The sequence below is a fragment of the Bacillus changyiensis genome (assembly GCF_027706145.1).
Lineage (GTDB): Bacteria > Bacillota > Bacilli > Bacillales > Bacillaceae > Bacillus > Bacillus changyiensis.
The window spans coordinates 760,932-784,977 of the sequence record NZ_JAQFWW010000001.1 but is presented as its reverse complement, the minus strand read 5'-3'; the positions used below and the strand labels follow the sequence as shown (position 1 = coordinate 784,977).

Here is a 24,046-nt window from a genome sequence, read left to right as displayed (position 1 = left end):
TTTATCAAGATCCACCGATAAAAAAAATAGGGGAGAAATGAATTGAAAACATTAACTGTAAAAGAAGTGAAAGAACGTCTTCAGTCAGTGAAGGTAAAAGATGATCCTTTTATCGAGCAATGCTTGAAAGATGGGCGCAAAAGCATTCAAGCGCTCGTTACAGCCTGGCTGAAGCAAAATGAAAGACTATTGGCTATGCAGGAAGATTGGTGGACGATGACTTCCTATGAACGGTCACTAACAGAGCATGGCTATCAATATATCGCTGGAATTGATGAAGCTGGTCGAGGTCCTTTAGCAGGCCCTGTCGTTGCTGCTGCAGTCATCTTAACTAAAGATTGTGAAATATTAGGCCTGACTGATTCGAAAAAACTATCCAAACAAAAACGAGAAGATTACTATTCTTTCATTATGGAGGAAGCACGAGCTGTTGGAGTAGGGATTGTTGATGCAGATGTTATAGATGACATCAATATTTATGAAGCATCTAAACAGGCGATGACAAAAGCGGTTCAGGCGCTGTCTATTGCTCCCGATTATCTGCTAATTGATGCAATGTCACTCCCGTTAGTGACCAAGCAGACATCATTGATTAAAGGTGATGCCAAAAGCGCATCAATCGCAGCTGGCGCGTGTATTGCAAAGGTAACAAGAGACAAGTTGATGGACGAATATGCCGACAAATATCCAATGTACGGTTTTGAAAAGCACAAAGGCTATGGAACGAAAGAACATTTGGACGCTCTAGCTAAGTATGGACCATCACCTATTCATCGCAGATCGTTTGCACCTGTACGAGCCCACTTGAACAAATAGCGGAGGGAGAAGGAATTTGATGATGCTAAATGAATTACATAAAAGCCTGATCACCCAATTTGAAAATTCCGATTCTCTCCAACGGATGAACGGGGCTGAGACGGACCAAAAAAAGCTGTTAATCGGCAAAGTGCTCAAGTTTATCGGTGAACAGTATGCTGAAATTCAAATCGGCAACACAAAATGGCAGGGACGACTTGAAACACCGCTCACAACAAATACGTATTATTGGTTTTCTTATGAAAAGAAAGCAGATGAACCACAAGGTCGCCTTCAAGTCGTTGAAGCATTTGACAAAAGCCCGAAGACGGTACAGGATGCTGCTGTAAAGCTTTTGGATGGCCTCTCACTAAAAAGCACAAAGGAGGCCGTATTTTTAGTCGGAGCACTGCTGAAAGAGCAGCAACCGATCAAGGAAAATGATGTGAAAGCAGCGATCAAATGGCTTGAAAACTTGCCGAAATCACAAATTCAAAAAGGAATGGACGCTGTTATCTTTGCACTGAAACGGCAACTTCCTGTTCACCCGGGCATCCTTGATTCAATTTTAGCTGTGAAAGATCCAGTTTCAATCAGTAGCCAAATTGGTAAACTGTATGAAGCAATCAGCCATGAGCCACAACACACGACAGGCTTGGAAAAGCTGAAAAATGCGCTTCTTCCGATTTTAAACGTTGAGACTGAACTTCAGGCAGAAAACCTTCTGCGAATTCTTTCTGACAAGGCGAGACCGGCAGGCAAAGAAACACAGCAGACTTTACTGTTACAGACCGAAAATGAACAAGACAATAAAATGACTCATCCAAAGCTTCATGAACCCGCAATGGCAAAAGAGATTTTGGCGAAACTAACGACACTGGCTGAACAGAAAGGGACAACATTAGTTAAAGAAGCTATCACTTGGATTAAATCACTGCCATCCCATAAACCGATGACATTTGCTATGTTAACAGAAAGCGAAACAGAGTTGTTGCAGCACATCATTAAGGAGTCCGCGCCTTCCTTAACAAATAAAGCAGATGTACTCACTGCCTTGTTTAAAATGAAAAACTTGTTAGGTGTAAAAGATGAACTGTCTTTTGTAAAAGCGCTTGAAAATGCTGGTCCGATTAAGGAGCAAAGCCTGCAGTCATTGAAGCTTGTCCTAAATGAAATGCGCCATTCTCAGGATCTTTCACCTTCTGTTAAACAGGAAGTAAACGAAGTGTTTAATCGATTAAACGGTCAGTTGTTTTTGCAACATGACCAATCAACACAAAGCCAGCTTTTTCTTTCATACCCATTGTTCTCTAAGCACAGTGTCCAGGATTTAACGGTTTTCTTTAATGGTCAAAAAAAAGAAGATGGTAAAATTGATCCGTCCCAGTGTCGTCTCATGTTTTATCTGCAGTTGGACGCACTTAAAGAAACAGTTGTTGATTGTTTTATTCAACAAAAAGTCATGACAGTTACGATTGAGACTGGCTTTGATTTGCAGGGGCTCATTGACCCATTGTTCCCCTCCTTAAAGGAAAAATTGAAAGAGCTTGGTTATAGCTTGTCGAGTGTTACGGCAAAAAAGCGGGAACATCTTCAAATGCCGTCCTCTGTGGAAAGTCAGTTTGAACAGATGACACAATACACTTTGGATGTGAAAATATGAAAGAAATGATGCCGTTAAGAAAGGCTGTTGCACTACATTATGATGAAATGAAAGATAAGGCACCAAAAGTAGTTGCTAAAGGATCGGGATATACGGCTGAAAAAATCATTCTAGAGGCCAAAAAAGCAGGAGTTCCCATCCAAGAAGATCCGACTCTTGTCGAATTAATGCGCCACCTTGAGCTTGATGATCATATTCCAGAAGCACTCTATGAAATTGTAGCCGAAATTTTTTCATTTATCTATTCATTGGATGATGAAATGAAAAAGGGGGAATAACCTTTAAAAAAGGCGATTCCCTCTTTTAATTTTATATTTTCAATAAAGTAAAAGTTTGAATGTTTAGAAGGATTTTACGATTTTGTAGCGAATTCTGGACAATCTTTCTATGATTATATAAAATGAAAGCGCAGTCTATTATTATTTTTGCTACATAAGTTAGGAGGATGGGAAATGAATATCCATGAGTGCCAAGGGAAAGAGGTCCTCAAGCAGTATGGGGTGACCGTTCCGGAAGGTAAAGTGGCATTTACAGCAGATGAAGCGGTAAAAGCAGCAGAGGCATTGTCAGGCCCGATTTATGTCGTGAAAGCACAAATTCACGCAGGCGGGCGCGGTAAAGCAGGAGGGGTAAAAATTGCAAAATTAAAAGATGAAGTGAGAACGTATGCGGAAGAATTGTTGGGGAAAACGCTTGTCACTCACCAAACAGGCGCTGACGGCCAAATAATAAAACGCTTACTTATTGAAGAAGGCTGCGATATTAAAAAGGAGTACTATGTTGGGCTTGTTCTTGATAGAGCGGCGTCACGAATCGTACTGATGGCTTCTGAAGAAGGTGGGACAGAAATTGAAGAAGTCGCCGCAAAAACGCCGGAAAAAATCGTTAAAGTTGTGATTGATCCAGCGGTTGGACTGCAAAGCTATCAAGCGAGAAAAGTCGCTTTCGCTATTCATATTCCAAATGAACTGGTCGGCCAAGCTGTTCAATTCATGATGGGGCTGTACAGGGCATTTGTTGAAAAAGATTGTTCGATTGCCGAAATTAACCCACTTGTCGTGACAGGCGATGGGAAAGTCATGGCGCTTGATGCCAAGCTCAACTTTGATAGTAATGCATTATATAGACAAAAAGATATCTTGGCATACAGGGATCTTGATGAAGAAGATCCGAAGGAGATCGAGGCATCCAAATATGATTTAAGTTATATTTCACTCGATGGTAATATCGGTTGCATGGTAAACGGTGCAGGGCTTGCGATGTCGACAATGGATATTATAAAACATTACGGGGGAGAACCGGCAAACTTTCTTGACGTCGGTGGTGGTGCAACGGCTGAAAAAGTGACGGAAGCTTTCAAAATTATTCTGTCTGACCAAAATGTGCAAGGAATCTTTGTCAACATTTTTGGCGGTATCATGAAATGCGATGTCATCGCTCTAGGGGTTGTCGAGGCAACAAAACAAGTTGGATTAACTTTACCTCTTGTCGTACGCTTGGAAGGAACAAATGTAGATCTCGGCAAAAAAATCCTTCATGAATCAGGACTTAATATCACGTCTGCTGAATCAATGGCTGACGGCGCACAGAAAATTGTATCCTTAGTGAAGTAAGAAAGGCAGGGGAGTAAAAAATGAGTGTATTTATCAATAAAGATACAAAAGTCATTGTTCAAGGGATTACAGGTTCGACGGCACTATTTCATACAAAGCAGATGCTAGAATACGGCACAAAGATTGTCGGCGGCGTAACACCTAAAAAAGGTGGAACAGAAGTTGAAGGGGTACCTGTATTCAACACAGTTGAAGAAGCTGTCAAAGAAACTGGAGCAACTGCTTCTGTTATTTATGTGCCGGCAGCATTCGCGGCTGATGCGATTATGGAAGCTGTTGATGCGGAACTCGAACTTACCGTCTGTATCACTGAGCATATACCAGTGCTTGACATGGTAAAAGTAAAAAGATACATGGAAGGTAAAAAAACGAGATTGATTGGACCGAACTGTCCAGGAGTGATTACACCTGAAGAATGTAAAATCGGAATTATGCCGGGCTATATTCATAAGAAGGGGCATGTAGGGGTTGTCTCGCGGTCTGGTACCCTTACATATGAAGCTGTGCATCAGCTTTCAGAAGCAGGAGTTGGTCAATCAACAGCTGTTGGTATCGGTGGAGACCCGGTAAACGGGACGAATTTTATCGACGTCTTAAAAGCCTTTCAAGAAGATCCTGATACACATGCTGTCATTATGATCGGAGAAATTGGTGGTACAGCAGAAGAAGAAGCGGCCGAATGGGTGAAAGCTCATATGAATAAACCTGTCGTCGGTTTTATCGGCGGAAAAACAGCTCCTCCGGGAAAACGGATGGGGCATGCCGGTGCGATTATTTCTGGAGGAAAAGGCACAGCTGATGAAAAAATTAAAACGATGAATACCTGCGGAATCGAAGTTGCAGAAACTCCTTCAGTAATGGGAGAAACATTGATTCAAGTACTAAAAGAAAAAGGCCTTTACGAGCTATGTAAGACACATTGATAAACATAAAGCAGGAATAGTCTAAATGATCTATTCCTGCTTTTTAAATCTTTGAAACTAGTTCTTTTGAATGGCATGCTAGAAAAATGATGGAGGTTTTTGAATGAATGATAGTAGCGACCTTTTGATCTTCCTTCGCTTAAATGGTGCTTTGTCACCTTCGCTTTTGTATAAATGGTGGAAAAAAGATCCTTCTTTATCACTTACAGACGAAAAAAACCATCCTTTAACAGAACTTACGGCAAAAAAAATAAACTTATATTCTATCAGAAAGCTGACCCATAATGGACTCTCTACAATAAAAGATCTTTACCAGTATTATCGTGAAAACGGGGTGAACTTGATCGCAATCTCGTCCCCTGATTATCCAGACTGTCTGAAAATGATTCACGATCCACCCCCTGTATTATTTATAAAAGGAAAGAAGACTCTTTTTTATGAAAAAAGACGGATCGGAGTTGTTGGAACACGTCATCCTTCTTCATATGGCGAAATGGTTACAACTTATCTTGTGAGGGAACTTAGTAAAAAAAATTGGTCGATTGTTAGTGGAGTGGCAAAAGGGATTGATGGTCATGCCCATCGAGAAAGTATTCGTGCAAAAGGTAGCACAATTGGAGTCATTGCAGGAGGATTCAACCACTTTTATCCCCGTGAAAACCGCCAGCTTGCCGAACAGATGGCAAGAAACCATCTTCTGGTGTCAGAGCACCCGCCGCATGTAAAACCTCAAAAATGGCATTTTCCGTTGCGAAATCGACTGATAAGCGGATTAACTGAAGGAATTGTTGTGATTCAAGGTAAGGAAAAAAGCGGATCACTTATTACAGCATATCAAGCACTTGAACAAGGAAGAGAAGTTTTTGCAGTACCAGGTTCAATCTTTGAACAAAATTCATTGGGACCAGCGAAGCTTATTCAAGAAGGGGCTAAACTAGTCACTGGGATTGATGATATAATTAGTGAACTTCCTTCTTTTCATACTCAAAATTTGGAACTTCTTTAAAAATATCGTTTGACAAATCGCATTCGAATATTTAATAATAGTGAGGATTTCAAGTTTAAACGAGCGAATTGGCGTTTATCATAAAGAATGGTTAAATTTAAATGAAATCAATGATGATGTTGAATATCATAAAAAGGCTAAATTGAAAAGAGAGAGAACACCTCTTGAGGGGGATAATGTGATGTCCGAATACTTAGTTATCGTGGAATCGCCTGCTAAGGCAAAAACGATTGAGCGATACTTAGGAAAAAAATACAAAGTTAAAGCGTCAATGGGGCATGTCAGAGATCTGCCAAAAAGCCAAATGGGAGTTGACTTCGAGCAGAACTTTGAACCAAGATATATTACGATTCGAGGGAAAGGGCCTGTCCTGAAAGAACTAAAAACAGCTGCCAAAAAAGCAAAAAAAGTTTATCTTGCAGCTGACCCCGACAGAGAAGGGGAAGCTATTGCATGGCACCTTGCTCACAGTCTTGATTTGGACTTACATTCAGACTGTCGTGTTGTTTTTAACGAAATTACAAAAGATGCAATTAAAGACTCATTTAAGCACCCACGTATGATTAATATGGATCTTGTCGATGCTCAGCAAGCGAGAAGAGTTCTTGATCGTCTAGTCGGCTATAAAATCAGTCCAATTTTATGGAAAAAGGTTAAAAAGGGCTTAAGTGCCGGTCGAGTTCAATCTGTCGCATTGCGTCTCATTATTGATCGTGAAAAAGAAATAAACGAATTCAAACCGGAAGAATACTGGACGATTGAAGGTTCTTTCCTAAAAGGAAAGGAAACCTTTGAAGCCAGCTTTTTTGGGATTCGCGGTGAAAAGCATCCGCTTAAAAGTGAAGATGATGTTAAACAAATCCTTTCACAGATCAAAGGCAACCAATTTGACATACAAAAGGTAACAAAAAAAGAACGTAAACGAAACCCGGCTCTTCCGTTTACGACTTCAACACTTCAACAGGAAGCTGCGCGAAAATTAAATTTCCGGGCAAAGAAAACGATGATGATCGCCCAGCAATTGTATGAAGGAATCGATCTTGGCAAAGAAGGAACCGTTGGGTTAATCACTTATATGAGAACGGATTCAACCCGAATTTCCAACACAGCCCAAGAAGAAGCATCTTCTTTTATCGACCAGCAATATGGTAAAGAGTTTTTAGGAAACAAACGAAAACCTGCAAAAAAGAATGAAAATGCACAGGACGCCCATGAAGCGATTCGACCAACATCTGTGCTCAGAAAACCTTCAGAGCTTAAGGCTGTATTGGGGAGAGATCAACTTAGGCTTTACAAACTCATTTGGGAACGGTTTGTCGCTAGTCAAATGGCATCAGCTATATTAGACACGATGAGTGTTGATCTTGAAAACAACGGCATGACGTTTCGGGCAACCGGAAGTAAAGTGAAGTTTTCCGGTTTTATGAAAGTTTATGTTGAAGGCAAAGATGATCAAGCAGAAGAAAAAAATAAAATGCTTCCCGATTTAGTTGAAGGCGATACAGTTCTTGCAAAAGATATTGAACCTGCTCAGCATTTTACACAGCCGCCTCCGCGTTATACGGAAGCCAGACTCGTCAAAACGCTTGAAGAGTTGGGAATTGGACGCCCGTCTACTTATGCGCCTACATTGGACACCATTCAAAAGCGCGGGTATGTGACGCTTGATAATAAACGGTTTGTTCCGACTGAACTCGGGGGAATTGTACTTGAAGCGATGATGGAGTTTTTCCCTGAAATCATCAATGTTGAATTTACCGCGAAAATGGAAAAAGAACTTGATGATGTTGAAGATGGAAACATTCAGTGGATCCAAATTATTGATTCCTTTTACAATGATTTTAAGAAGCGTGTTGAAAAGGCAGAAGCTGAGATGAAAGAAGTTGAAATCGAACCTGAATATGCAGGTGTCGATTGTGAAGAGTGCGGCCACCCAATGGTATATAAGCTGGGACGATACGGGAAATTTATGGCTTGCTCCAATTTTCCGGACTGCCGTAATACAAAACCGATTGTAAAAGAGATTGGTGTTAAATGTCCATCATGCAAAACTGGAAATATCGTTGAGCGCAAATCGAAAAAACGCCGCATCTTTTACGGCTGTGACCGCTATCCTGAGTGTGAATTCGTATCTTGGGATAAACCTCTTGAGCGAAAATGTCCAAAATGTGAGGACATGCTCGTCGAGAAAAAGCTGAAAAAAGGCGTTCAAGTACAATGTGTGAACTGTGATTATAAGGAAGAACAACAAAAGTAGCGGTGAGCAGAGCTTTGCTCACCTTCTTTGTTGTGTGAAAAGAACACGAATAAGGAGAGATATCAATATGAATCAAACGATCAATGTTATTGGGGCCGGCCTAGCTGGAAGTGAAGCGGCGTGGCAACTTGCCAAACGAGGTATCCATGTCCGACTATATGAAATGAGACCTGTTAAACAAACACCGGCACACCATACAGACAAATTTGCAGAACTTGTTTGTAGCAACTCACTTCGCGCCAACACTTTAACGAATGCTGTAGGTGTATTAAAGGAAGAAATGCGATTACTAGATTCAGTCATCATTGCTGCCGCTGATCACTGTTCTGTGCCAGCGGGAGGAGCACTTGCTGTTGATCGACATGAATTCGCCGCACATGTAACCGAAAAAGTGAAGCAACATCCAAATGTCACAGTCATAAACGAAGAAGTGCAGGAAATACCGGAGGGACCGACGATTATTGCCACTGGCCCGCTTACTTCTAAGGTACTTTCTGAGCAATTGCAGCAGTTAACAGGTGAAGATTATTTATACTTTTATGACGCTGCTGCACCGATCGTTGAAAAAGACAGCCTTGACATGGATAAAGTCTATTTGAAATCCCGTTATGATAAAGGGGAAGCTGCGTATTTAAATTGCCCCATGACAGAAGCAGAGTTTGACCGTTTCTATGAAGCGCTCATATCTGCGGAGACCGTGCCACTAAAAGAATTTGAAAAAGAGATTTTCTTTGAAGGCTGTATGCCGATCGAAGTCATGGCCAAACGAGGCAAAAAAACGATGCTTTTCGGGCCTATGAAACCTGTTGGGCTTGAAGACCCAAAAACAGGGAAACGCCCATATGCTGTTGTTCAGCTTAGACAAGATGATGCTGCTGGTACTCTCTATAATATTGTCGGTTTTCAGACTCATCTCAAATGGGGTGATCAAAAAGAGGTGCTTCGACTTATTCCAGGCTTGGAACAGGCTGAAATTGTTCGTTACGGTGTTATGCATAGAAATACATTCATTAACTCGCCAAGTCTTTTAAAAGCAACCTACCAGTTTAAAAAAAGGGATGATCTCTTTTTTGCTGGACAAATGACAGGTGTTGAAGGTTATGTAGAATCAGCGGCATCGGGACTTGTGGCTGGTATTAATGCTGCCCGCCTTATATTAGGCAAGGAACCCATCATCTTTTCTAATGAAACGGCGATTGGTAGCATGGCTCATTATATTACGGAAACAAACCAGAAAAACTTCCAACCGATGAATGCAAATTTTGGGCTCTTTAAAGAACTTAACGTTAAAATTAAAAATAAGCAGGAGCGTAATGAACAATATGCATTACGTGCATTAGATACTATTCGAAATATTTCGAAAACATTATAGATATTCATTGCCATAACAACTTGTTATGTGATAATATTTAAAAGCCCTTTTCAAAGAGGTGGAGTCATGGAAAATGTTAAGAATTTTTTAACTTTATTCATTGAATATTTACAAATAGAAAAGAGTTATTCAAAATATACAATTGTGGGTTACATTTCATCTATTGAAGAGTTTGAACGCTTTTTAAAAATTCAAGGAATAAAGGGCTTTCAAGACGTGACTTATCCGGATGTGAGGATTTATTTGACGGAGGTTCATGAAAAAGGGCTTACACGCAGAACGATCAGCAAAAAAATCTCAGCATTGCGAAGCTTTTATAAGTTTTTGGTGAGGGAAAAATTAGTAAAAGATAACCCCTTTTCCGTCGTCAGTCTTCCAAAACAAGATAAACGAATTCCGAAGTTTTTGTATGAAAGAGAGCTTGAAGAATTATTTGCAATTTCAGATCTTGATACCCCGCAAGGACAACGAAATCAAGCGCTACTAGAGCTTCTTTATGCCACTGGTATGCGGGTAAGTGAACTTTGCGGATTAACCGAAACTGATGTAGATTTAAGTTTTGATACGGTATTAGTTCATGGAAAAGGAAAGAAGCAAAGATATATTCCATTTGGTTCCTTTGCACACGAGTCTTTGGATCTATATTTTCAAAATGGTAGACATATCCTTCTGGCGAAAGCAAAGGAGCCTAGTTCTTTTGTGTTTTTAAATCAAAGAGGTGGGCCCCTGACTCAAAGGGGAGTTCGATATATTTTGGATGAAATTGTAAGAAGTGCTTCGGGGACATTACATATACACCCTCATATGCTTCGTCATACATTTGCCACCCATTTATTAAATAAGGGAGCTGATTTGCGGAGCGTTCAGGAATTGCTTGGGCATTCAAATCTTTCTTCAACTCAAGTGTATACACATGTATCTAAAGACATGCTCAGGAAAACGTACATGTCTCACCATCCTCGGGCTCATAAAGGGAAATAAAGGAGGCTCTTTTATGTCATCTTTTCATGCGACAACAATATTCGCCATTCAGCATAACGGAAAGTGTGCGATGGCGGGAGACGGCCAAGTTACATTCGGGCAGGCTGTTGTGATGAAGCATACGGCAAGAAAGGTGAGAAAGCTATTTAATGGAAAGGTACTCGCTGGTTTTGCCGGTTCTGTCGCAGATGCTTTCACACTTTTTGAAATGTTTGAAGCAAAACTTGAAGAGTACAATGGCAATCTGCAGAGAGCGGCTGTTGAACTTGCAAAAGAGTGGCGTAGCGACAAAATTCTCAGGAAACTTGAAGCGATGCTAATTGTCATGAATACAGATAGTCTTTTGCTCGTTTCGGGAACCGGTGAAGTGATTGAACCGGATGACGGTATATTGGCAATTGGTTCTGGAGGGAACTATGCCCTTGCTGCTGGAAGGGCTCTCAAACGATATACTGGTGGCCAGCTTGAGGCGAAAGAAATTGCAAGAGCTTCACTTGAAACTGCTGGCGAAATTTGTGTGTACACGAACGATCAAATCATTGTAGAAGAACTTGAATAGAAAGGATTTGAGGCATATGGAAAAAAAGCCGCTAACTCCGAGAGAGATTGTTGATCGGCTTGACCAGTATATCATCGGCCAGGTCGATGCAAAAAAAGCGGTGGCCGTCGCTTTAAGAAACCGCTATAGAAGAAGTCTTCTTGATGAAAAGTTACGTGAAGAAATCGTTCCGAAAAATATATTGATGATGGGACCGACAGGCGTTGGTAAAACAGAAATTGCTAGGCGAATCGCAAAGATTGTCGGTGCGCCGTTTGTCAAAATCGAAGCGACAAAATTTACAGAGGTTGGCTATGTTGGTAGAGATGTAGAATCCATGGTTCGAGATCTTGTGGAAACATCTGTCCGTCTCGTCAAAGAAGAAAAAATGAGTGAAGTAAAAGTGATTGCCGAAGAAACTGCAAATAAACGCCTTGTGAAATTGCTTGTTCCAGGAAGAAAAAAGCAGGCAGGTAGCAAAAATCCTTTTGAAATGTTGTTTGGAGGAAATCAGGATCAACAGCAGGACGATCATGATACAAAAGAAGAATCTGATATCCAAACGAAACGGAAGCAGATTGAGCATCAGCTTGCTCTCGGTGAACTTGAAGACCATTATGTCACAGTCGAAGTTGAAGAGCAGCAACCATCGATGTTTGATATGCTTCAAGGTTCAGGAATGGAACAGATGGGGATGAATATGCAGGACGCGCTCAGCAATTTGATGCCGAAAAAGAAAAAGCGTCGTAAACTAATGGTGAAAGAAGCGCGAAAAGTGCTGACAAATGAAGAGGCGGCAAAGCTTATCGATATGGATGAAGTAGCACAGGAAGCTGTCTTGAGAGCAGAGCAATCAGGGATTATTTTCATCGATGAAATTGATAAAATCGCCAAAAAAAGTGGGGCATCTTCTTCAGCTGACGTATCTAGAGAGGGTGTGCAACGCGATATTTTACCGATTGTAGAAGGCTCAACCGTGATGACAAAATACGGGGCTGTGAAAACAGATCATGTACTATTTATTGCAGCGGGTGCCTTTCATATGGCAAAACCAAGCGATTTAATCCCTGAGCTACAGGGGCGTTTTCCGATTCGGGTAGAATTGAAAAAACTGAGCATCGATGACTTTGTGAAAATCTTAATTGAACCAAGTAATGCACTGCTCAAACAATACAAGGCTTTGTTAAAGACTGAGGGTATATCTCTTGAATTTTCTGACGATGCTATTCGTAAGATTGCAGAGGTCGCTTATCATGTCAATCAAGACACAGATAATATTGGAGCAAGACGACTTCACACCATTTTGGAACGGCTGTTGGAAGAATTATCATTTGAGGCTCCTGATGTGACGATGGAAAACGTTGTCGTTACACCACAGTATGTGGAAGAAAAATTAGGTTCAATTGCTAAAAATAAAGACTTAAGTCAGTTTATTTTATAAACCATTCAATATGAGTAACTTTAGGAGGATCATTAATTATGGCTTTATTACAAAAAACAAGAAAGATTAATGCAATGCTGCAAAATGCGGCAGGGAAACCGGTTAATTTTAAAGAAATGGCGGAAACGCTTCGCGATGTGATTGATTCTAACATTTTCGTTGTGAGTCGAAGAGGAAAACTTCTCGGTTTCTCTATTAATCAGCAAATTGAAAATGATCGGATGAAAAAAATGCTAGAGGAACGTCAGTTTCCTGAAGATTATACGAAAAGCCTGTTCAATATTCGAGAAACATCATCTAACTTGGATATTAACAGTGAATACACTGCTTTTCCTATCGAAAATAGCGATCTATTCCAAGCTGGGCTGACGACAATCGTCCCAATTGTAGGTGGAGGAGAAAGACTAGGTACTTTAATTCTTTCCCGTCTTCAGGCAAAATTTGAAGATGATGATCTAATCCTTGCTGAATATGGAGCTACAGTTGTCGGAATGGAGATTCTGAGGGAAAAAGCAGAGGAAATAGAAGAAGAAGCCCGCAGTAAGGCAGTTGTTCAAATGGCGATAAGTTCATTGTCATACAGTGAACTTGAAGCAATTGAGCATATTTTTGAGGAACTTGATGGAAACGAAGGGCTACTTGTTGCGAGCAAAATTGCTGATCGAGTTGGGATTACACGTTCGGTTATTGTGAATGCATTGCGCAAACTTGAAAGTGCAGGGGTAATAGAATCTAGGTCTTTAGGGATGAAAGGCACATATATTAAAGTTTTAAATAATAAATTTTTGTTTGAATTAGAAAAACTAAAGTCTCATTAAAAGAAAAAGCAGAAAAGCCGCAAAACATGCGGCTTTTTTTTATTTCACCACTAAAATTATATAATAATAATTATAATGCTGAAAAAATGATTAAATAGTGGTTAAATAACCATAATAATACTATATAAATATAATAACATCTAAATGTAACAACTGTAACACTACATAGTTCTTATAATCTAGGACTAAAGTACTATTTATAAAATAGATATATATTACGAGTTTTTTTTATTCAAATATCATGGACTTTAAGCCTATTTTTTCATACAATGGTCTTATGGATTTTACAAATCTCGACAAGATTCTTAGAGAGTTGGAAAAAGATTGGAGGTAATTGGTGTTGGATATATTTGCTGGCACGATCAAAACACTGGAAGGATCCTTGCGGCAAGCAAACATTAAGCAAAAAGTCATATCCAATAATATTGCCAATGTAGATACACCGAACTACAAGGCGAAAGAAGTATCATTTAAAAATGTGCTAAATGAAGAATCCTCTCGGCTGAATGCTATAAAAACAGACTATAGACACATTGACTTTAAAGGTAATCAGTCTAATTATTCAGTTGTATCAAGTAAAAATACGTCTTATCAAGAAAATGGAAACAATGTCGATATCGATCGGGAAATGAGTGAAATGGCGAAGAATCAAATTCAATATCAAGCGTTAGTTGAAAGAATTAGTGGGAAATTTAACTCATTAAGGACTGCACTTACGGGAGGTAAATAATGGGCATGTTTAACGGCATTAATATTTCAGCTTCAGCTCTGACTGCGCAACGGGTTCGAATGGACACAGTCTCATCTAACCTTGCAAACATGGATACGACGAGAGCTAAAAGAGTAAATGGTGAATGGCAACCTTATCGGAGAAAGCTTGTCTCAACTGCTCCAAAAGGCGAATCCTTTTCATCTGTACTTCATTCATCGATGAATGGATCATCAAGAGTTGGAGAAGGTGTAAAAGTGACAAAAATTAGTGAAGATCAAACACCATTTAAACTCGTTTATGATCCGACACATCCTGATGCAAATCAGGAAGGTTATGTGCAAATGCCAAATGTCGATCCTCTCAAGGAAATGGTCGATTTAATGAGTAGCACAAGATCTTACGAGGCCAATGTCACAGCAATGAACGCAACAAAAGGAATGCTCATGAAAGCATTAGAAATTGGAAAGTAGGTGAGAAATGATGATCAATGCAATCTCTCCGTTTCAAACTCAATCTGCACAAGCGGCAGGTACAGAATTGACAAAACCAATCAGTAACAAACAAGCAGGCTCTGAAAACCAGGTCAGCTTTTCAAATATGTTAAAAAACTCTATCAATGCTTTGAATCATTCTCAAAACCAATCTGATAAGCTGACAAACGCATTGGCTCTTGGACAGAATGTCAATCTAGATGAAGTCATGATTGCGGCTCAGAAGGCTAATGTATCATTAACTGCTGCAATAGAGTTTCGTAACAAAGCAGTTGAAGCCTATCAAGAAATCATGAGAATGCAAGTGTAAGAAAGGAGTAGAAAATCGAAGAGAATTAGTGTATATACCGGGGGAGTAAGATGAATCGTATTTTAACGCAAATAAAAACTAAGGTAACCGATTTTTGGAAGAATCGATCAAAACTGCAAAAAATCCTAATGATCAGCGGTGTTGTCACTGTGGTGATACTGTCTATCGTCATTGGTGTTTTGGCCTCATCTGAAAAGATGGTTCCGCTCTATAAAGATTTGACAGCAGAAGAAACTGGTAAAATCAAGCAAGTTCTTGATGAAAAAGGAATTTCATCAGAAATTGACACAGATGGATCTGTCATTAAAGTTCCTGAGGAACAAGTTAATAGCTTAAAGGTTGATTTGGCAGCAGAAGGTCTTCCGAAAAGCGGAAGTATCGATTATTCGTTTTTTGGTGAGAATGCTGGATTTGGTATGACAGATAACGAGTTTGATGTTTTAAAAGTAAAAGCAACACAAACTGAACTTTCAAATCTGATTAAAGGGATGGAAGGTATTAAAGATTCCAAAGTCATGATCAACCTTCCAAAGGATTCCGTCTTTATTGGAGAAGAGAAGCCGCAAGCATCAGCTTCGATTGTCTTGCAAATAAAGCCTGGCTATACGCTTGATCAAAGTGAAGTGAATGGTCTTTATCATCTTGTTTCTAAAAGTGTTCCAAATCTTGATGAGAAAAACATCGTGATCATGGATCAAAATTCTACGTATTACGATCTAACTGGCAAAGAGTCCGGATCTTATGCAGACAGCTACTCTTCCCAACGAGAAGTCAAAGCTCAAATTGAGAAGGATCTCCAAAGACAAATTCAACAGATGCTGGGCACAATGATGGGACAAAATAAGGTGGTTGTGTCTGTCACATCTGATATCGATTTCACAAAAGAAAACAGAAAAGAAGATCTTGTTGAGCCTGTCGATAAAGAAAACATGGAAGGCATCACAGTGAGTGCTGAACGAGTCAATGAAACATATGCTGGTGAAGGCGCGCAAGCTGGAGGTGTCAATGGAACAGGCGAAAATGATGTGACAAACTACGCGGAAGCAGGTAAAGGTGAAGGAAGCGGAGACTACGAAAAAAGTGAAGAACGCATTAATACTGAAGTCAACAGAATCCACAAAGAAATTGCCGAAAGTCCTTATAAAATCAGAGATTTAGGTGTACAGGTCATGGTGGAGCCGCCGAAAGCGAATGACCCTCAATCACTCCCAGCTGAGAGGGTAGAAGATATTAAGAAAATCCTCTCAACCATTGTGAAAACATCAATAGATAAGAAGTATGAGGAAAAACCTTTAACTGATGAAGAAGTCGAAGGCAAAATTGTTGTCTCAGTTTCACCATTTGATGGAAAACAGGCCATTGATGAAGAAGCAGAAACAGGTGGTATTCCACTTTGGGCTTATATCACAGGTGGTGTGGTGCTAGTTGCACTTGCCGGTTTGATCATCTGGCTTGTCAAACGACGTAAGACAGAAGATGTACAAGAAGATGAATGGTTTGAGACACCTCAAGAACCGATCAGAGTATCTGATGTTAATCAGGAAAAAGAAACAGAAGAATCTGTCAGAAGAAAGCAGCTTGAAAAAATGGCGAAAGATAAGCCTGATGAATTCGCAAAATTACTGCGTAGCTGGCTGACTGAGGAATAGGAGGGAATTTGAAATGGCAAAAGTAAAACAAGATAAGCTTACAGGTAAACAAAAAGCGGCCATTCTTATGATTTCCTTAGGCCTTGATGTGTCAGCTAATGTTTATAAACATTTAACGGATGAAGAAATTGAACGGCTCACACTTGAAATATCAAATGTCAGAGCTGTCTCACCTGAGAAAAAAGATGACATTATCCAAGAATTTCATGAAACAGCACTTGCTCAAGAATATATTTCAAACGGTGGAATCCATTATGCAAAGCAAGTGTTAGATAAGGCACTTGGTGAGGATAAAGCAGCCAATATTATTACACGGCTCACATCTTCACTACAAGTTAGACCGTTTGATTTTGCTAGAAAAGCAGAACCGGCTCAAATTTTGAACTTTATCCAACATGAGCATCCGCAGACAATTGCTTTGATCTTATCCTATCTCGATCCAGTGCAATCAGGGCAGATATTGTCCGAACTTGATCAGGAAGTGCAGGCTGAGGTGGCAAGACGGATAGCTGTTATGGATAGAACTTCTCCGGAAATTATAAATAAAGTCGAACAAATTTTAGAGCAGAAACTTTCATCGACCTTTACTCAGGATTACACACAGACCGGCGGTATTGAAGCTGTTGTCGAAGTGTTAAATGGAGTTGACAGAGGAACAGAGAAAACCATTCTGGATGCCCTTGAAATACAGGACCCTGAACTTGCAGACGAAATTAAGAAACGGATGTTTGTCTTTGAAGATATCGTTACACTTGATAACCGTGCGATTCAAAGAGTTATCCGCGATGTTGAAAACGAAGATCTACTTCTATCTTTAAAAGTGGCAAGCGAAGAAGTCAAAGATATTGTCTTTGGCAACATGTCACAACGTATGGTTGAATCGTTTAAAGAGGAAATGGAATTCATGGGACCTGTGCGACTGCGTGATGTTGAAGAAGCTCAATCTAGAATCGTTAGCGTGATTCGCAGACTTGAAGAAGCAGGTGAAATTGTAATCGCCAGAGGTGGAGGAGATGATATCATTGTCTAACATCATTAAACAGCGATTATCATCTATTCCAGAAGTAAAAGGGCGGACAATTTCAATAAAAGAAGTGAAAACTCCCAAAGATGAGGAAGAGGTGTTGGGAGAGCCTGATCCGCAACTGCTTCTACATCAGGCCAAGCAAGAAGCAAATCAACTACTTGAGAAGGCGAACCTTGAACTTGAGCAAATAAGGCGTCAAATTGATGAAGAAAAAACAAACTGGGATACAGAACGTCAAGCTTTGATGGAACAAGCGAAAAAGGAAGGTTTTGAGGCGGGTTTTGAACATGGAAAAGCTGATGCCCATAAAACCTACCAATCTTATTTAGAAAATGCTCATGCCATTGTCAGTTCAGCTAGACAAGATTATGAAGAAAAAATTGACCAATCGGCTGAAGAAATCATCACACTTGCTGTTTCCTTGGCTAAAAAAGTGTGGCATCAAAAACCGGATGACAAAGAAGCTTTCATTGAGCTTGTGAAACAAGTACTATCTGAAATAAAAGAGTTCGATGATATTTCGATCTATGTCGATCCCGAGTACTACGAAATGGTTCGGAGTCAGAAAAATGAGCTTCAACAGTTGCTTCAATATGGCACTCACCTCGCCATTTATGCTGATGAAAAAGCTGTAAAAGGTACTTGTTATATCGAAACAGCTTTTGGGAGAATTGATGCAAGTATTGACACTCAATTAGAGCAATTGAAACAGAAATTGTTAGCCCTACTTGAAACGGCGGGTGAAAGCTGATGATGCTTGAGCAGCTACTTGAATGTATTGAGGCAGTTGATGCTTATAAACGTTTTGGAAAAGTGAAACAAGCTGTCGGTCTTATGATTGAGTCAAAAGGACCAGAATGTTCAATTGGAGATGTTTGTAAGATTTATACGAAAGGCAATACGGGAAAAGTAATTAAAGCGGAAGTCGTCGGCTTTAAAGATCAAAATATTCTACTCATGCCCTATCTTGAGGCGGCCAACATCGCACCTGGTAGCATTGTCGAAGCGACGGGAGAGTCACTACGAATTAAAGTCGGTTCGGGTTTAATCGGACAGGTTGTTGATGCATTTGGCAACCCGCTTGACGGAAGCATACTACCGAAAGGCTTGGCACCAGTTTCGACTGAACAGGCACCGCCAAACCCGATGCAAAGGCCTCCTATTAGAGAAAAAATGGCAGTTGGTGTCAGATCAATTGACAGCCTCTTAACTGTCGGAAAAGGGCAACGCGTTGGTATCTTCGCTGGAAGTGGTGTTGGAAAAAGCACACTGATGGGGATGATTGCAAGAGAAACAGAGGCAGATTTAAATGTCATTGCCCTTGTTGGTGAACGTGGCCGTGAAGTGAGAGAATTTATTGAAAAAGATCTTGGTGAAGAGGGACTAAGGCGTACGATTGTTGTTGTCGCGACATCAGATCAGCCTGCTTTAATGAGATTGAAGGCAGCTTTTACAGCAACAGCAATTGCCGAATACTTTCGTGATAAGGGCCAAAATGTGATGTTTATGATGGATTCGGTGACAAGGATTGCCATGGCTCAACGTGAAATTGGTTTAGCGACAGGAGAACCGCCGACAACGAAAGGTTATACGCCTTCAGTGTTCGCTATTTTACCAAGACTTCTAGAACGAACAGGCACAAATGAAAATGGTTCAATTACAGCTTTTTATACAGTTCTTGTCGATGGTGATGATATGAACGAACCAATTGCTGATACAGTACGAGGGATTTTGGATGGTCATATTGTGCTAGACCGGAATCTTGCTAATAAAGGTCAATTTCCTGCGGTGAATATTTTAAAAAGCATCAGTAGGGTCATGAGCAATATTGCTGAGAAGGATCATATAAAAGCCGCAAACCGATTTAGAGAATTGTTATCAACCTATCAAAATTCAGAAGATCTTATCAATATCGGCGCATACAAAAAAGGATCTTCTCGGGAAATTGATGAGGCGATACAGATTCATCCGGAACTGATTCGCTTTCTCAAACAGGAAGTGGATGAAGGAGCATCTCTAGAAGACAGCATTTCTTTACTAAAGAGTCTTATAGGAAGAGGGGAATAGCAAGAATGGCTTATTCATTTAGATTTCAAAAGCTTTTAGAGCTTAAAGAAAATGAAAAAGACCAATCATTTGTTGCATACCAGCACTCAGTTTCAGAATTTGAAAATGTTGCAGAAAAATTATATGAAAGCATGAACCAAAAAGAAACGCTTGAGAAAAATAAAGAAATGAAAATGCAAACTGGTATGAGTGTTCAGGAAATGAGACATTATCAGCAATTTGTTACAAATCTTGAAAACACGATTCATCATTATCAAAAGCTTGTCATCATGAAAAGAAATGAAATGAATGAAAAACAAACCGATTTGACTGAAAAAAATATTGAACTAAAAAAATTCGAGAAAATGAAAGAAAAACAGCTTGAAAAATTAACAACCGAAAGCAAAGCGAATGAAATGAAAGAAATGGATGATATCTCCATTACTCAGTTCATGGCACAAGGAAATTAGGAGAACAAAATGGCTGAAGAAAAAAAACCTAGTAAATTTCTCAAATTTTTGTTGTTGATTGTCACTCCCCTCCTATTCATAGGGGTTGCAGGATTCGTCGTGATGTGGCTTTTAGGTATTCAGGTTCAAGATGTTGCTTCTAAAATCCCTGTTGTTAAAGAGTTTGTCCAAGACAGTGATCAAAATCAAGGGAAAGATAGCACAGCTCATCAGCAAGACAACAAAGCGGAAAAGCTACAAAAAACAATTGATGAACAAAAAAGTGAGATCGAAACGCTCACAAGTGACTTGAAAACGAGTAATGAAGAAATTAAAACACTCAAACAACAAATCAACTCATTAAAGAAAACAGAAGAACAAGATAGTGAAAAAGACAAGACCAAAGAGGCAGAAAAGGGCAGTAAAATCGTTAAAATTTATCAAAGTATGCCAAGTAACAAATCTGCCAAGATTTTAAGTGAACTAAACGAGCAAGAGGCAGAAAAAATCTTAAACGCCTTAAACAAAAAGAAAGTGGCAGAGATCCTTTCGAAAATGCCTCCTGAAAAAGCGGCTATCTTTACAGAAAAGCTTGCAAAACTTGAAGAGAAGCCTGAAGAAAAACCTGAAGGGGGGGAATAGCTTGCGACTTCTTGACACGATCTCTTTTGGGGCTAAACCATCGCTGGGAACAGTTTCAACAAAGACAAGCGGGACAACCCCTGGCACCGTCTTTCAGGATGTACTTCAAAAAGAAAACAGCTTGGTTTCTTTTCGTGAAAAAAGTGGAGAAGATTCAGGTGGAGACAATCAAATGAATCAGCTGATAAAAGAACTTGAAAATTGGCTTGCTGGTAAGGGGAGCAATCCTTTAACTGAAGAAAATTTGAATGCTCTTCAAGCACTTGAAAACTCAAGTGCTACACCTGAAACACTCTCACTGGTTGATCAGCTTTTAAGCAAGATCAAAATGTTGCTAGAGTCTGACACTGAAACGAGTGCGAACAGTGCGATTGCCGATTCTGAAGAGGTACTCACTGATGAAGACATGGAAACAGATGATCTGAAACTGCCTGACGTTGCGACGCTCAGTCAGCTGCAACACCTGTTGTTTGCCATCATGCAAGAAAATCAGTCGACTCAAAAATCGTCTCAAATTGCTGAACTATACGAACAAGCGCCGGAGTTTCTTTCGATGTTGGTTAAAACAGGTTCAGAACCATTGGCAAATGAATTAAAACGTCAGCTCTTTACGAAAGACCCGAATCAATCACAGTTGCTGTCCATGTCAAATGCCGAGTTGAAAAGCTTGAAAAGCTTAATTGAGCAAATGATGGAAGACAGCTCTCAGCCAGGTCAGAAAGAGTGGAAAATGGTTGAAAGTCAGCTTAAAGCTTTCCTGATGAGCAACAAATCGGATGTTTTAGTAACAGATACACCATTTTCATTACTTTTTAAAGGCAAAGAGATTCAGGTGGAGAGAAAATCAGAGCCGATTCATTCCCTAGGGATGATTCAGCAACAACGAACTGGAGACACTCTCCTTCAAGGGCTAAAGTTGACGTCGGAAGTGCCAGCTGCTCCGCAAAAAGACTTAACAGATCAAATTCTAGGTTCTTGGAAACAAATGAAGTTTACACCGTTTGGTAAATCAACAGGCAGTTTTACGATTCGTTTGAATCCTGAGAACCTCGGGTTTATTACGATTAAATTGGTCAAACAGCATGGGATGTTCTCAAGCAAAATCATTGCCTCGACTGAGTCGGCAAAAGAGCTATTAGAACATAATTTGTCACAACTCAAACAGGCACTGCCAAATATGTCTGTGCAAATCGATCGTTTTAGTGTATCACATCAAAACGGTGATCAGCCGTTTGGTCAGTTTGCAGATCAGCAAAAAAATCAACAGCAGCCAAAACACGATCAGCCACACCACCAGGAAAATGAAGATTTCCGTGAGTTTTTAGATGAACTGATCGAGACTCGACTGCAGGATACAGAGGAGGAAAGTTAATGGCTGAAACTTCGATCGGTGCAAGAACACAAACTCCAAGTACGCAGACAAGTTCAACAACGTCTTACTATTTGTCAGATAAGCAAAAGACGGAGAAGAGCGGATCTAATTTGGGAAAAGATGATTTTCTGAAATTGTTAATGAAACAATTGCAACATCAAGATCCATTAAAACCGATGGAAGACCGCGAGTTCATTGCACAAATGGCGACCTTTTCAAGTATGGAACAATTAACAAATTTAAATAAAACGATGTCGACCTTTGTTGGTCTACAAGATCCAATGTCAATGTATGTTGGTTGGATTGGTAAACAAGTCACTTACTCAGCTGATGATCATAGCGAAAAAACCGCACTTGTCAAATCAGTAAAAAGTTCAGATGGTCACTACTTGCTCGTTCTTGATGATGGAACAAAAGTGAATCCGTGGGATGTAACGGCAGTAAGTACAGCTGATCAGAAATAAGAAGAGAAATTTAGGGAGGAATTCATTAATGTTACGTTCACTATACTCAGGAATTAGCGGAATGAAAAACTTTCAGACTAAGCTAGATGTCATTGCAAACAATATTTCAAACGTCAATACTGCTGGTTATAAGAAAAGCAGAGTGACTTTTAAAGATATTGTCAGTCAACAGATTGCAGGTGCAGCTGCTACAACTGCTGACAGAGGATCAGTAAATGGTAAACAAATCGGACTTGGTTCAACACTGGGAACGATTGATGTGATTCACACCAATGCAGCACCTTCAACAACGGGCAGAGATTTAGACATTGCGATTGCTGGAGACGGCTACTTCCGAGTTGGCTCAGGTACTGAAACTTACTATACACGTGCTGGAAGCTTTTATTTATCAGATATTGGCGACTTAGTCAATGGAGACGGGCTGTTCGTTTTAACTGCTGCCAACGGTAAAATCAATATTCCGAACACAGCACAAAGTGTAAAGATTGGACCTGATGGTACAGTGACATATGTTGATGCAACAAACAACAATGTGACCGCTGGACAAATTTCCCTTGCGACTTTCAGCAATACAGGCGGGTTGGAGAAGAAAGGTGACAACCTTTACCGTGAATCATTAAGTTCTGGAGCAGAGCAAGTTGTTGCGCCAGGAGGCGGCTCATCAGGTGTATTACAAACTGGTGCACTAGAAATGTCAAACGTTGACCTTTCCGAAGAATTTTCTGACATGATTATCGCACAGCGTGGTTTCCAGTCTAATGCAAAAATCATTACAACCTCTGATGAAATCCTTCAGGAACTCGTCAATCTGAAACGATAGGGGTATAAACAGTGATTAAAGTAACGCGTTTAAACGGACAGCCATTTACTCTGAATGCGATATTCATTGAACAAATTGAATGTTTTCCCGACACAACAATTACACTGTCAAACGGTAAAAAGTTCGTTGTCAAGGAAAATGAAGATGCTGTTGTGGAACGAATTGTAGCATTTTATAAAAAAATTCAAATTATTTCTTGTGACCAGAGAATTGAGGAGTCTGAATGAATAAAAAACTTCTAGGTATTATGCTGTTTATTGTTTTGCTCATCATTGTACTGGGAGCAGTCATTATTTTTATGTTAAAAGGAAACGCAAGTGAAGATGGAAACAAGGAACGATCTATTGATGAAGTCTTGGAATCCGTTGTTGAAATACAAGAAATCACTACGAACTTAAAATCAGACAATGTCGTTCGTTTATCACTCAAACTAGAAACAGATTCGCCAGAAGCGAAAGAAGAGCTTGAAAAACGTGATTTTCAAATTAAAGATACAGTGATTTCTATTTTAGCCAATACCACTGCTGAGGATATTAGTGGTACCAAAGGAAAAGATAAATTCAGAGAAGCATTAAAAGAAAAACTGAACTCGAACTACATGAAAGAGGGCAAAGTAAAAGAAGTCTACCTTACCTCCTTTAATAGCCAGTAGGAAAG

At 39.9% G+C, this 24,046-nt stretch carries 26 protein-coding genes; all 26 read left to right on the top strand.

Annotated elements, in window-relative coordinates:
- Positions 1-42: 42 nt before the first annotated feature.
- The 26 genes from PDT38_RS04130 (at position 43) to fliL (ending at position 24,041) form a co-directional block, all read left to right on the top strand.
- Positions 43-816, top strand: a complete 774-nt coding sequence (locus PDT38_RS04130) for a ribonuclease HII (RefSeq protein ID WP_270799218.1) — start codon at positions 43-45, stop codon at positions 814-816.
- Between the two features lie 19 nt (positions 817-835).
- Positions 836-2,458, top strand: coding sequence for a hypothetical protein (locus PDT38_RS04125; RefSeq protein ID WP_270800126.1), 1,623 nt, complete (start codon positions 836-838; stop codon positions 2,456-2,458).
- Entirely contained in the window at positions 2,455-2,736 is a 282-nt protein-coding gene (locus PDT38_RS04120; protein WP_270799217.1) for a FlhB-like flagellar biosynthesis protein, read from the top strand. The genes PDT38_RS04125 and PDT38_RS04120 overlap by 4 nt, the downstream gene beginning before the upstream one ends.
- A gap of 174 nt (positions 2,737-2,910) precedes the next feature.
- A complete protein-coding gene (gene sucC, locus PDT38_RS04115; RefSeq protein ID WP_270799215.1) occupies positions 2,911-4,071 on the top strand; it encodes an ADP-forming succinate--CoA ligase subunit beta in 1,161 nt (386 codons plus the stop codon).
- Positions 4,072-4,091: 20 nt separating this feature from the next.
- Positions 4,092-4,994, top strand: a complete 903-nt coding sequence (gene sucD / locus PDT38_RS04110) for a succinate--CoA ligase subunit alpha (protein ID WP_270799214.1) — start codon at positions 4,092-4,094, stop codon at positions 4,992-4,994.
- Positions 4,995-5,097: 103 nt separating this feature from the next.
- A complete protein-coding gene (dprA, locus tag PDT38_RS04105; protein ID WP_270799212.1) occupies positions 5,098-6,000 on the top strand; it encodes a DNA-processing protein DprA in 903 nt (300 codons plus the stop codon).
- A 181-nt stretch (positions 6,001-6,181) separates the two neighbouring features.
- Entirely contained in the window at positions 6,182-8,257 is a 2,076-nt protein-coding gene (gene topA, locus PDT38_RS04100; RefSeq protein WP_270799210.1) for a type I DNA topoisomerase, read from the top strand.
- A gap of 67 nt (positions 8,258-8,324) precedes the next feature.
- Positions 8,325-9,629: an FADH(2)-oxidizing methylenetetrahydrofolate--tRNA-(uracil(54)-C(5))-methyltransferase TrmFO gene (gene trmFO / locus PDT38_RS04095; protein WP_270799209.1), complete on the top strand. Its 1,305-nt coding sequence runs from the start codon at positions 8,325-8,327 to the stop codon at positions 9,627-9,629.
- 66 nt (positions 9,630-9,695) lie between these two features.
- Positions 9,696-10,610, top strand: coding sequence for a tyrosine recombinase XerC (gene xerC / locus PDT38_RS04090; protein WP_270799208.1), 915 nt, complete (start codon positions 9,696-9,698; stop codon positions 10,608-10,610).
- A 13-nt stretch (positions 10,611-10,623) separates the two neighbouring features.
- Positions 10,624-11,169, top strand: coding sequence for an ATP-dependent protease subunit HslV (hslV, locus tag PDT38_RS04085; RefSeq protein ID WP_270799207.1), 546 nt, complete (start codon positions 10,624-10,626; stop codon positions 11,167-11,169).
- Between the two features lie 16 nt (positions 11,170-11,185).
- The gene (gene hslU / locus PDT38_RS04080) at positions 11,186-12,589 is read left to right on the top strand and encodes an HslU--HslV peptidase ATPase subunit (RefSeq protein WP_394356213.1); all 1,404 of its coding nucleotides are present in this window, start codon (positions 11,186-11,188) and stop codon (positions 12,587-12,589) included.
- Between the two features lie 38 nt (positions 12,590-12,627).
- Positions 12,628-13,407, top strand: a complete 780-nt coding sequence (gene codY, locus PDT38_RS04075) for a GTP-sensing pleiotropic transcriptional regulator CodY (RefSeq protein WP_270799205.1) — start codon at positions 12,628-12,630, stop codon at positions 13,405-13,407.
- Between the two features lie 340 nt (positions 13,408-13,747).
- Entirely contained in the window at positions 13,748-14,137 is a 390-nt protein-coding gene (gene flgB / locus PDT38_RS04070) for a flagellar basal body rod protein FlgB (RefSeq protein ID WP_270799204.1), read from the top strand.
- On the top strand, positions 14,137-14,589 hold the full coding sequence (gene flgC, locus PDT38_RS04065) for a flagellar basal body rod protein FlgC (RefSeq protein ID WP_270799203.1): 453 nt from the start codon (positions 14,137-14,139) through the stop codon (positions 14,587-14,589). Before flgB ends, flgC begins: the two co-directional genes overlap by 1 nt.
- Before the next feature lie 10 nt (positions 14,590-14,599).
- On the top strand, positions 14,600-14,920 hold the full coding sequence (gene fliE / locus PDT38_RS04060; protein WP_270799202.1) for a flagellar hook-basal body complex protein FliE: 321 nt from the start codon (positions 14,600-14,602) through the stop codon (positions 14,918-14,920).
- A 50-nt stretch (positions 14,921-14,970) separates the two neighbouring features.
- A complete protein-coding gene (gene fliF / locus PDT38_RS04055) occupies positions 14,971-16,569 on the top strand; it encodes a flagellar basal-body MS-ring/collar protein FliF (RefSeq protein WP_270799201.1) in 1,599 nt (532 codons plus the stop codon).
- Between the two features lie 13 nt (positions 16,570-16,582).
- The gene (fliG, locus tag PDT38_RS04050) at positions 16,583-17,599 is read left to right on the top strand and encodes a flagellar motor switch protein FliG (RefSeq protein WP_270799199.1); all 1,017 of its coding nucleotides are present in this window, start codon (positions 16,583-16,585) and stop codon (positions 17,597-17,599) included.
- Positions 17,583-18,347: a flagellar assembly protein FliH gene (fliH, locus tag PDT38_RS04045; protein ID WP_270799198.1), complete on the top strand. Its 765-nt coding sequence runs from the start codon at positions 17,583-17,585 to the stop codon at positions 18,345-18,347. Before fliG ends, fliH begins: the two co-directional genes overlap by 17 nt.
- Positions 18,348-18,349: 2 nt before the next feature.
- Positions 18,350-19,663, top strand: a complete 1,314-nt coding sequence (fliI, locus tag PDT38_RS04040) for a flagellar protein export ATPase FliI (RefSeq protein ID WP_394356238.1) — start codon at positions 18,350-18,352, stop codon at positions 19,661-19,663.
- A 5-nt stretch (positions 19,664-19,668) separates the two neighbouring features.
- A complete protein-coding gene (gene fliJ / locus PDT38_RS04035) occupies positions 19,669-20,112 on the top strand; it encodes a flagellar export protein FliJ (protein WP_270799194.1) in 444 nt (147 codons plus the stop codon).
- 9 nt (positions 20,113-20,121) lie between these two features.
- Complete coding sequence (locus tag PDT38_RS04030) at positions 20,122-20,733, top strand: MotE family protein (RefSeq protein ID WP_270799193.1); 612 nt, start codon at positions 20,122-20,124, stop codon at positions 20,731-20,733.
- Position 20,734: 1 nt separating this feature from the next.
- On the top strand, positions 20,735-22,105 hold the full coding sequence (locus PDT38_RS04025; RefSeq protein WP_270799191.1) for a flagellar hook-length control protein FliK: 1,371 nt from the start codon (positions 20,735-20,737) through the stop codon (positions 22,103-22,105).
- On the top strand, positions 22,105-22,569 hold the full coding sequence (flgD, locus tag PDT38_RS04020; RefSeq protein ID WP_270799189.1) for a flagellar hook assembly protein FlgD: 465 nt from the start codon (positions 22,105-22,107) through the stop codon (positions 22,567-22,569). The genes PDT38_RS04025 and flgD overlap by 1 nt, the downstream gene beginning before the upstream one ends.
- A 28-nt stretch (positions 22,570-22,597) precedes the next feature.
- Positions 22,598-23,389, top strand: coding sequence for a flagellar basal body rod protein FlgG (flgG, locus tag PDT38_RS04015; RefSeq protein ID WP_270799188.1), 792 nt, complete (start codon positions 22,598-22,600; stop codon positions 23,387-23,389).
- Between the two features lie 11 nt (positions 23,390-23,400).
- A complete protein-coding gene (locus PDT38_RS04010) occupies positions 23,401-23,616 on the top strand; it encodes a flagellar FlbD family protein (RefSeq protein WP_172294852.1) in 216 nt (71 codons plus the stop codon).
- Complete coding sequence (gene fliL / locus PDT38_RS04005; RefSeq protein ID WP_270799185.1) at positions 23,613-24,041, top strand: flagellar basal body-associated protein FliL; 429 nt, start codon at positions 23,613-23,615, stop codon at positions 24,039-24,041. Before PDT38_RS04010 ends, fliL begins: the two co-directional genes overlap by 4 nt.
- The last annotated feature ends 5 nt before the right edge of the window (positions 24,042-24,046 follow it).

Bases quoted from the DNA above. Each gene is read 5' to 3' on its own strand.
- codY (WP_270799205.1), top strand. From the start codon at position 12,628: ATGGCTTTATTACAAAAAACAAGAAAGATTAATGCAATGCTGCAAAAT.
- hslU (WP_394356213.1), top strand. From the start codon at position 11,186: ATGGAAAAAAAGCCGCTAACTCCGAGAGAGATTGTTGATCGGCTTGAC.
- fliE (WP_270799202.1), top strand. From the start codon at position 14,600: ATGATCAATGCAATCTCTCCGTTTCAAACTCAATCTGCACAAGCGGCA.
- PDT38_RS04030 (WP_270799193.1), top strand. From the start codon at position 20,122: ATGGCTGAAGAAAAAAAACCTAGTAAATTTCTCAAATTTTTGTTGTTG.
- dprA (WP_270799212.1), top strand. From the start codon at position 5,098: ATGAATGATAGTAGCGACCTTTTGATCTTCCTTCGCTTAAATGGTGCT.
- fliJ (WP_270799194.1), top strand. From the start codon at position 19,669: ATGGCTTATTCATTTAGATTTCAAAAGCTTTTAGAGCTTAAAGAAAAT.
- flgD (WP_270799189.1), top strand. From the start codon at position 22,105: ATGGCTGAAACTTCGATCGGTGCAAGAACACAAACTCCAAGTACGCAG.
- fliL (WP_270799185.1), top strand. From the start codon at position 23,613: ATGAATAAAAAACTTCTAGGTATTATGCTGTTTATTGTTTTGCTCATC.
- sucD (WP_270799214.1), top strand. From the start codon at position 4,092: ATGAGTGTATTTATCAATAAAGATACAAAAGTCATTGTTCAAGGGATT.
- PDT38_RS04120 (WP_270799217.1), top strand. From the start codon at position 2,455: ATGAAAGAAATGATGCCGTTAAGAAAGGCTGTTGCACTACATTATGAT.
- fliI (WP_394356238.1), top strand. From the start codon at position 18,350: ATGCTTGAGCAGCTACTTGAATGTATTGAGGCAGTTGATGCTTATAAA.
- fliH (WP_270799198.1), top strand. From the start codon at position 17,583: ATGATATCATTGTCTAACATCATTAAACAGCGATTATCATCTATTCCA.
- PDT38_RS04125 (WP_270800126.1), top strand. From the start codon at position 836: ATGATGCTAAATGAATTACATAAAAGCCTGATCACCCAATTTGAAAAT.
- fliF (WP_270799201.1), top strand. From the start codon at position 14,971: ATGAATCGTATTTTAACGCAAATAAAAACTAAGGTAACCGATTTTTGG.
- topA (WP_270799210.1), top strand. From the start codon at position 6,182: ATGTCCGAATACTTAGTTATCGTGGAATCGCCTGCTAAGGCAAAAACG.
- xerC (WP_270799208.1), top strand. From the start codon at position 9,696: ATGGAAAATGTTAAGAATTTTTTAACTTTATTCATTGAATATTTACAA.
- sucC (WP_270799215.1), top strand. From the start codon at position 2,911: ATGAATATCCATGAGTGCCAAGGGAAAGAGGTCCTCAAGCAGTATGGG.
- flgC (WP_270799203.1), top strand. From the start codon at position 14,137: ATGGGCATGTTTAACGGCATTAATATTTCAGCTTCAGCTCTGACTGCG.
- fliG (WP_270799199.1), top strand. From the start codon at position 16,583: ATGGCAAAAGTAAAACAAGATAAGCTTACAGGTAAACAAAAAGCGGCC.
- hslV (WP_270799207.1), top strand. From the start codon at position 10,624: ATGTCATCTTTTCATGCGACAACAATATTCGCCATTCAGCATAACGGA.
- trmFO (WP_270799209.1), top strand. From the start codon at position 8,325: ATGAATCAAACGATCAATGTTATTGGGGCCGGCCTAGCTGGAAGTGAA.
- flgG (WP_270799188.1), top strand. From the start codon at position 22,598: ATGTTACGTTCACTATACTCAGGAATTAGCGGAATGAAAAACTTTCAG.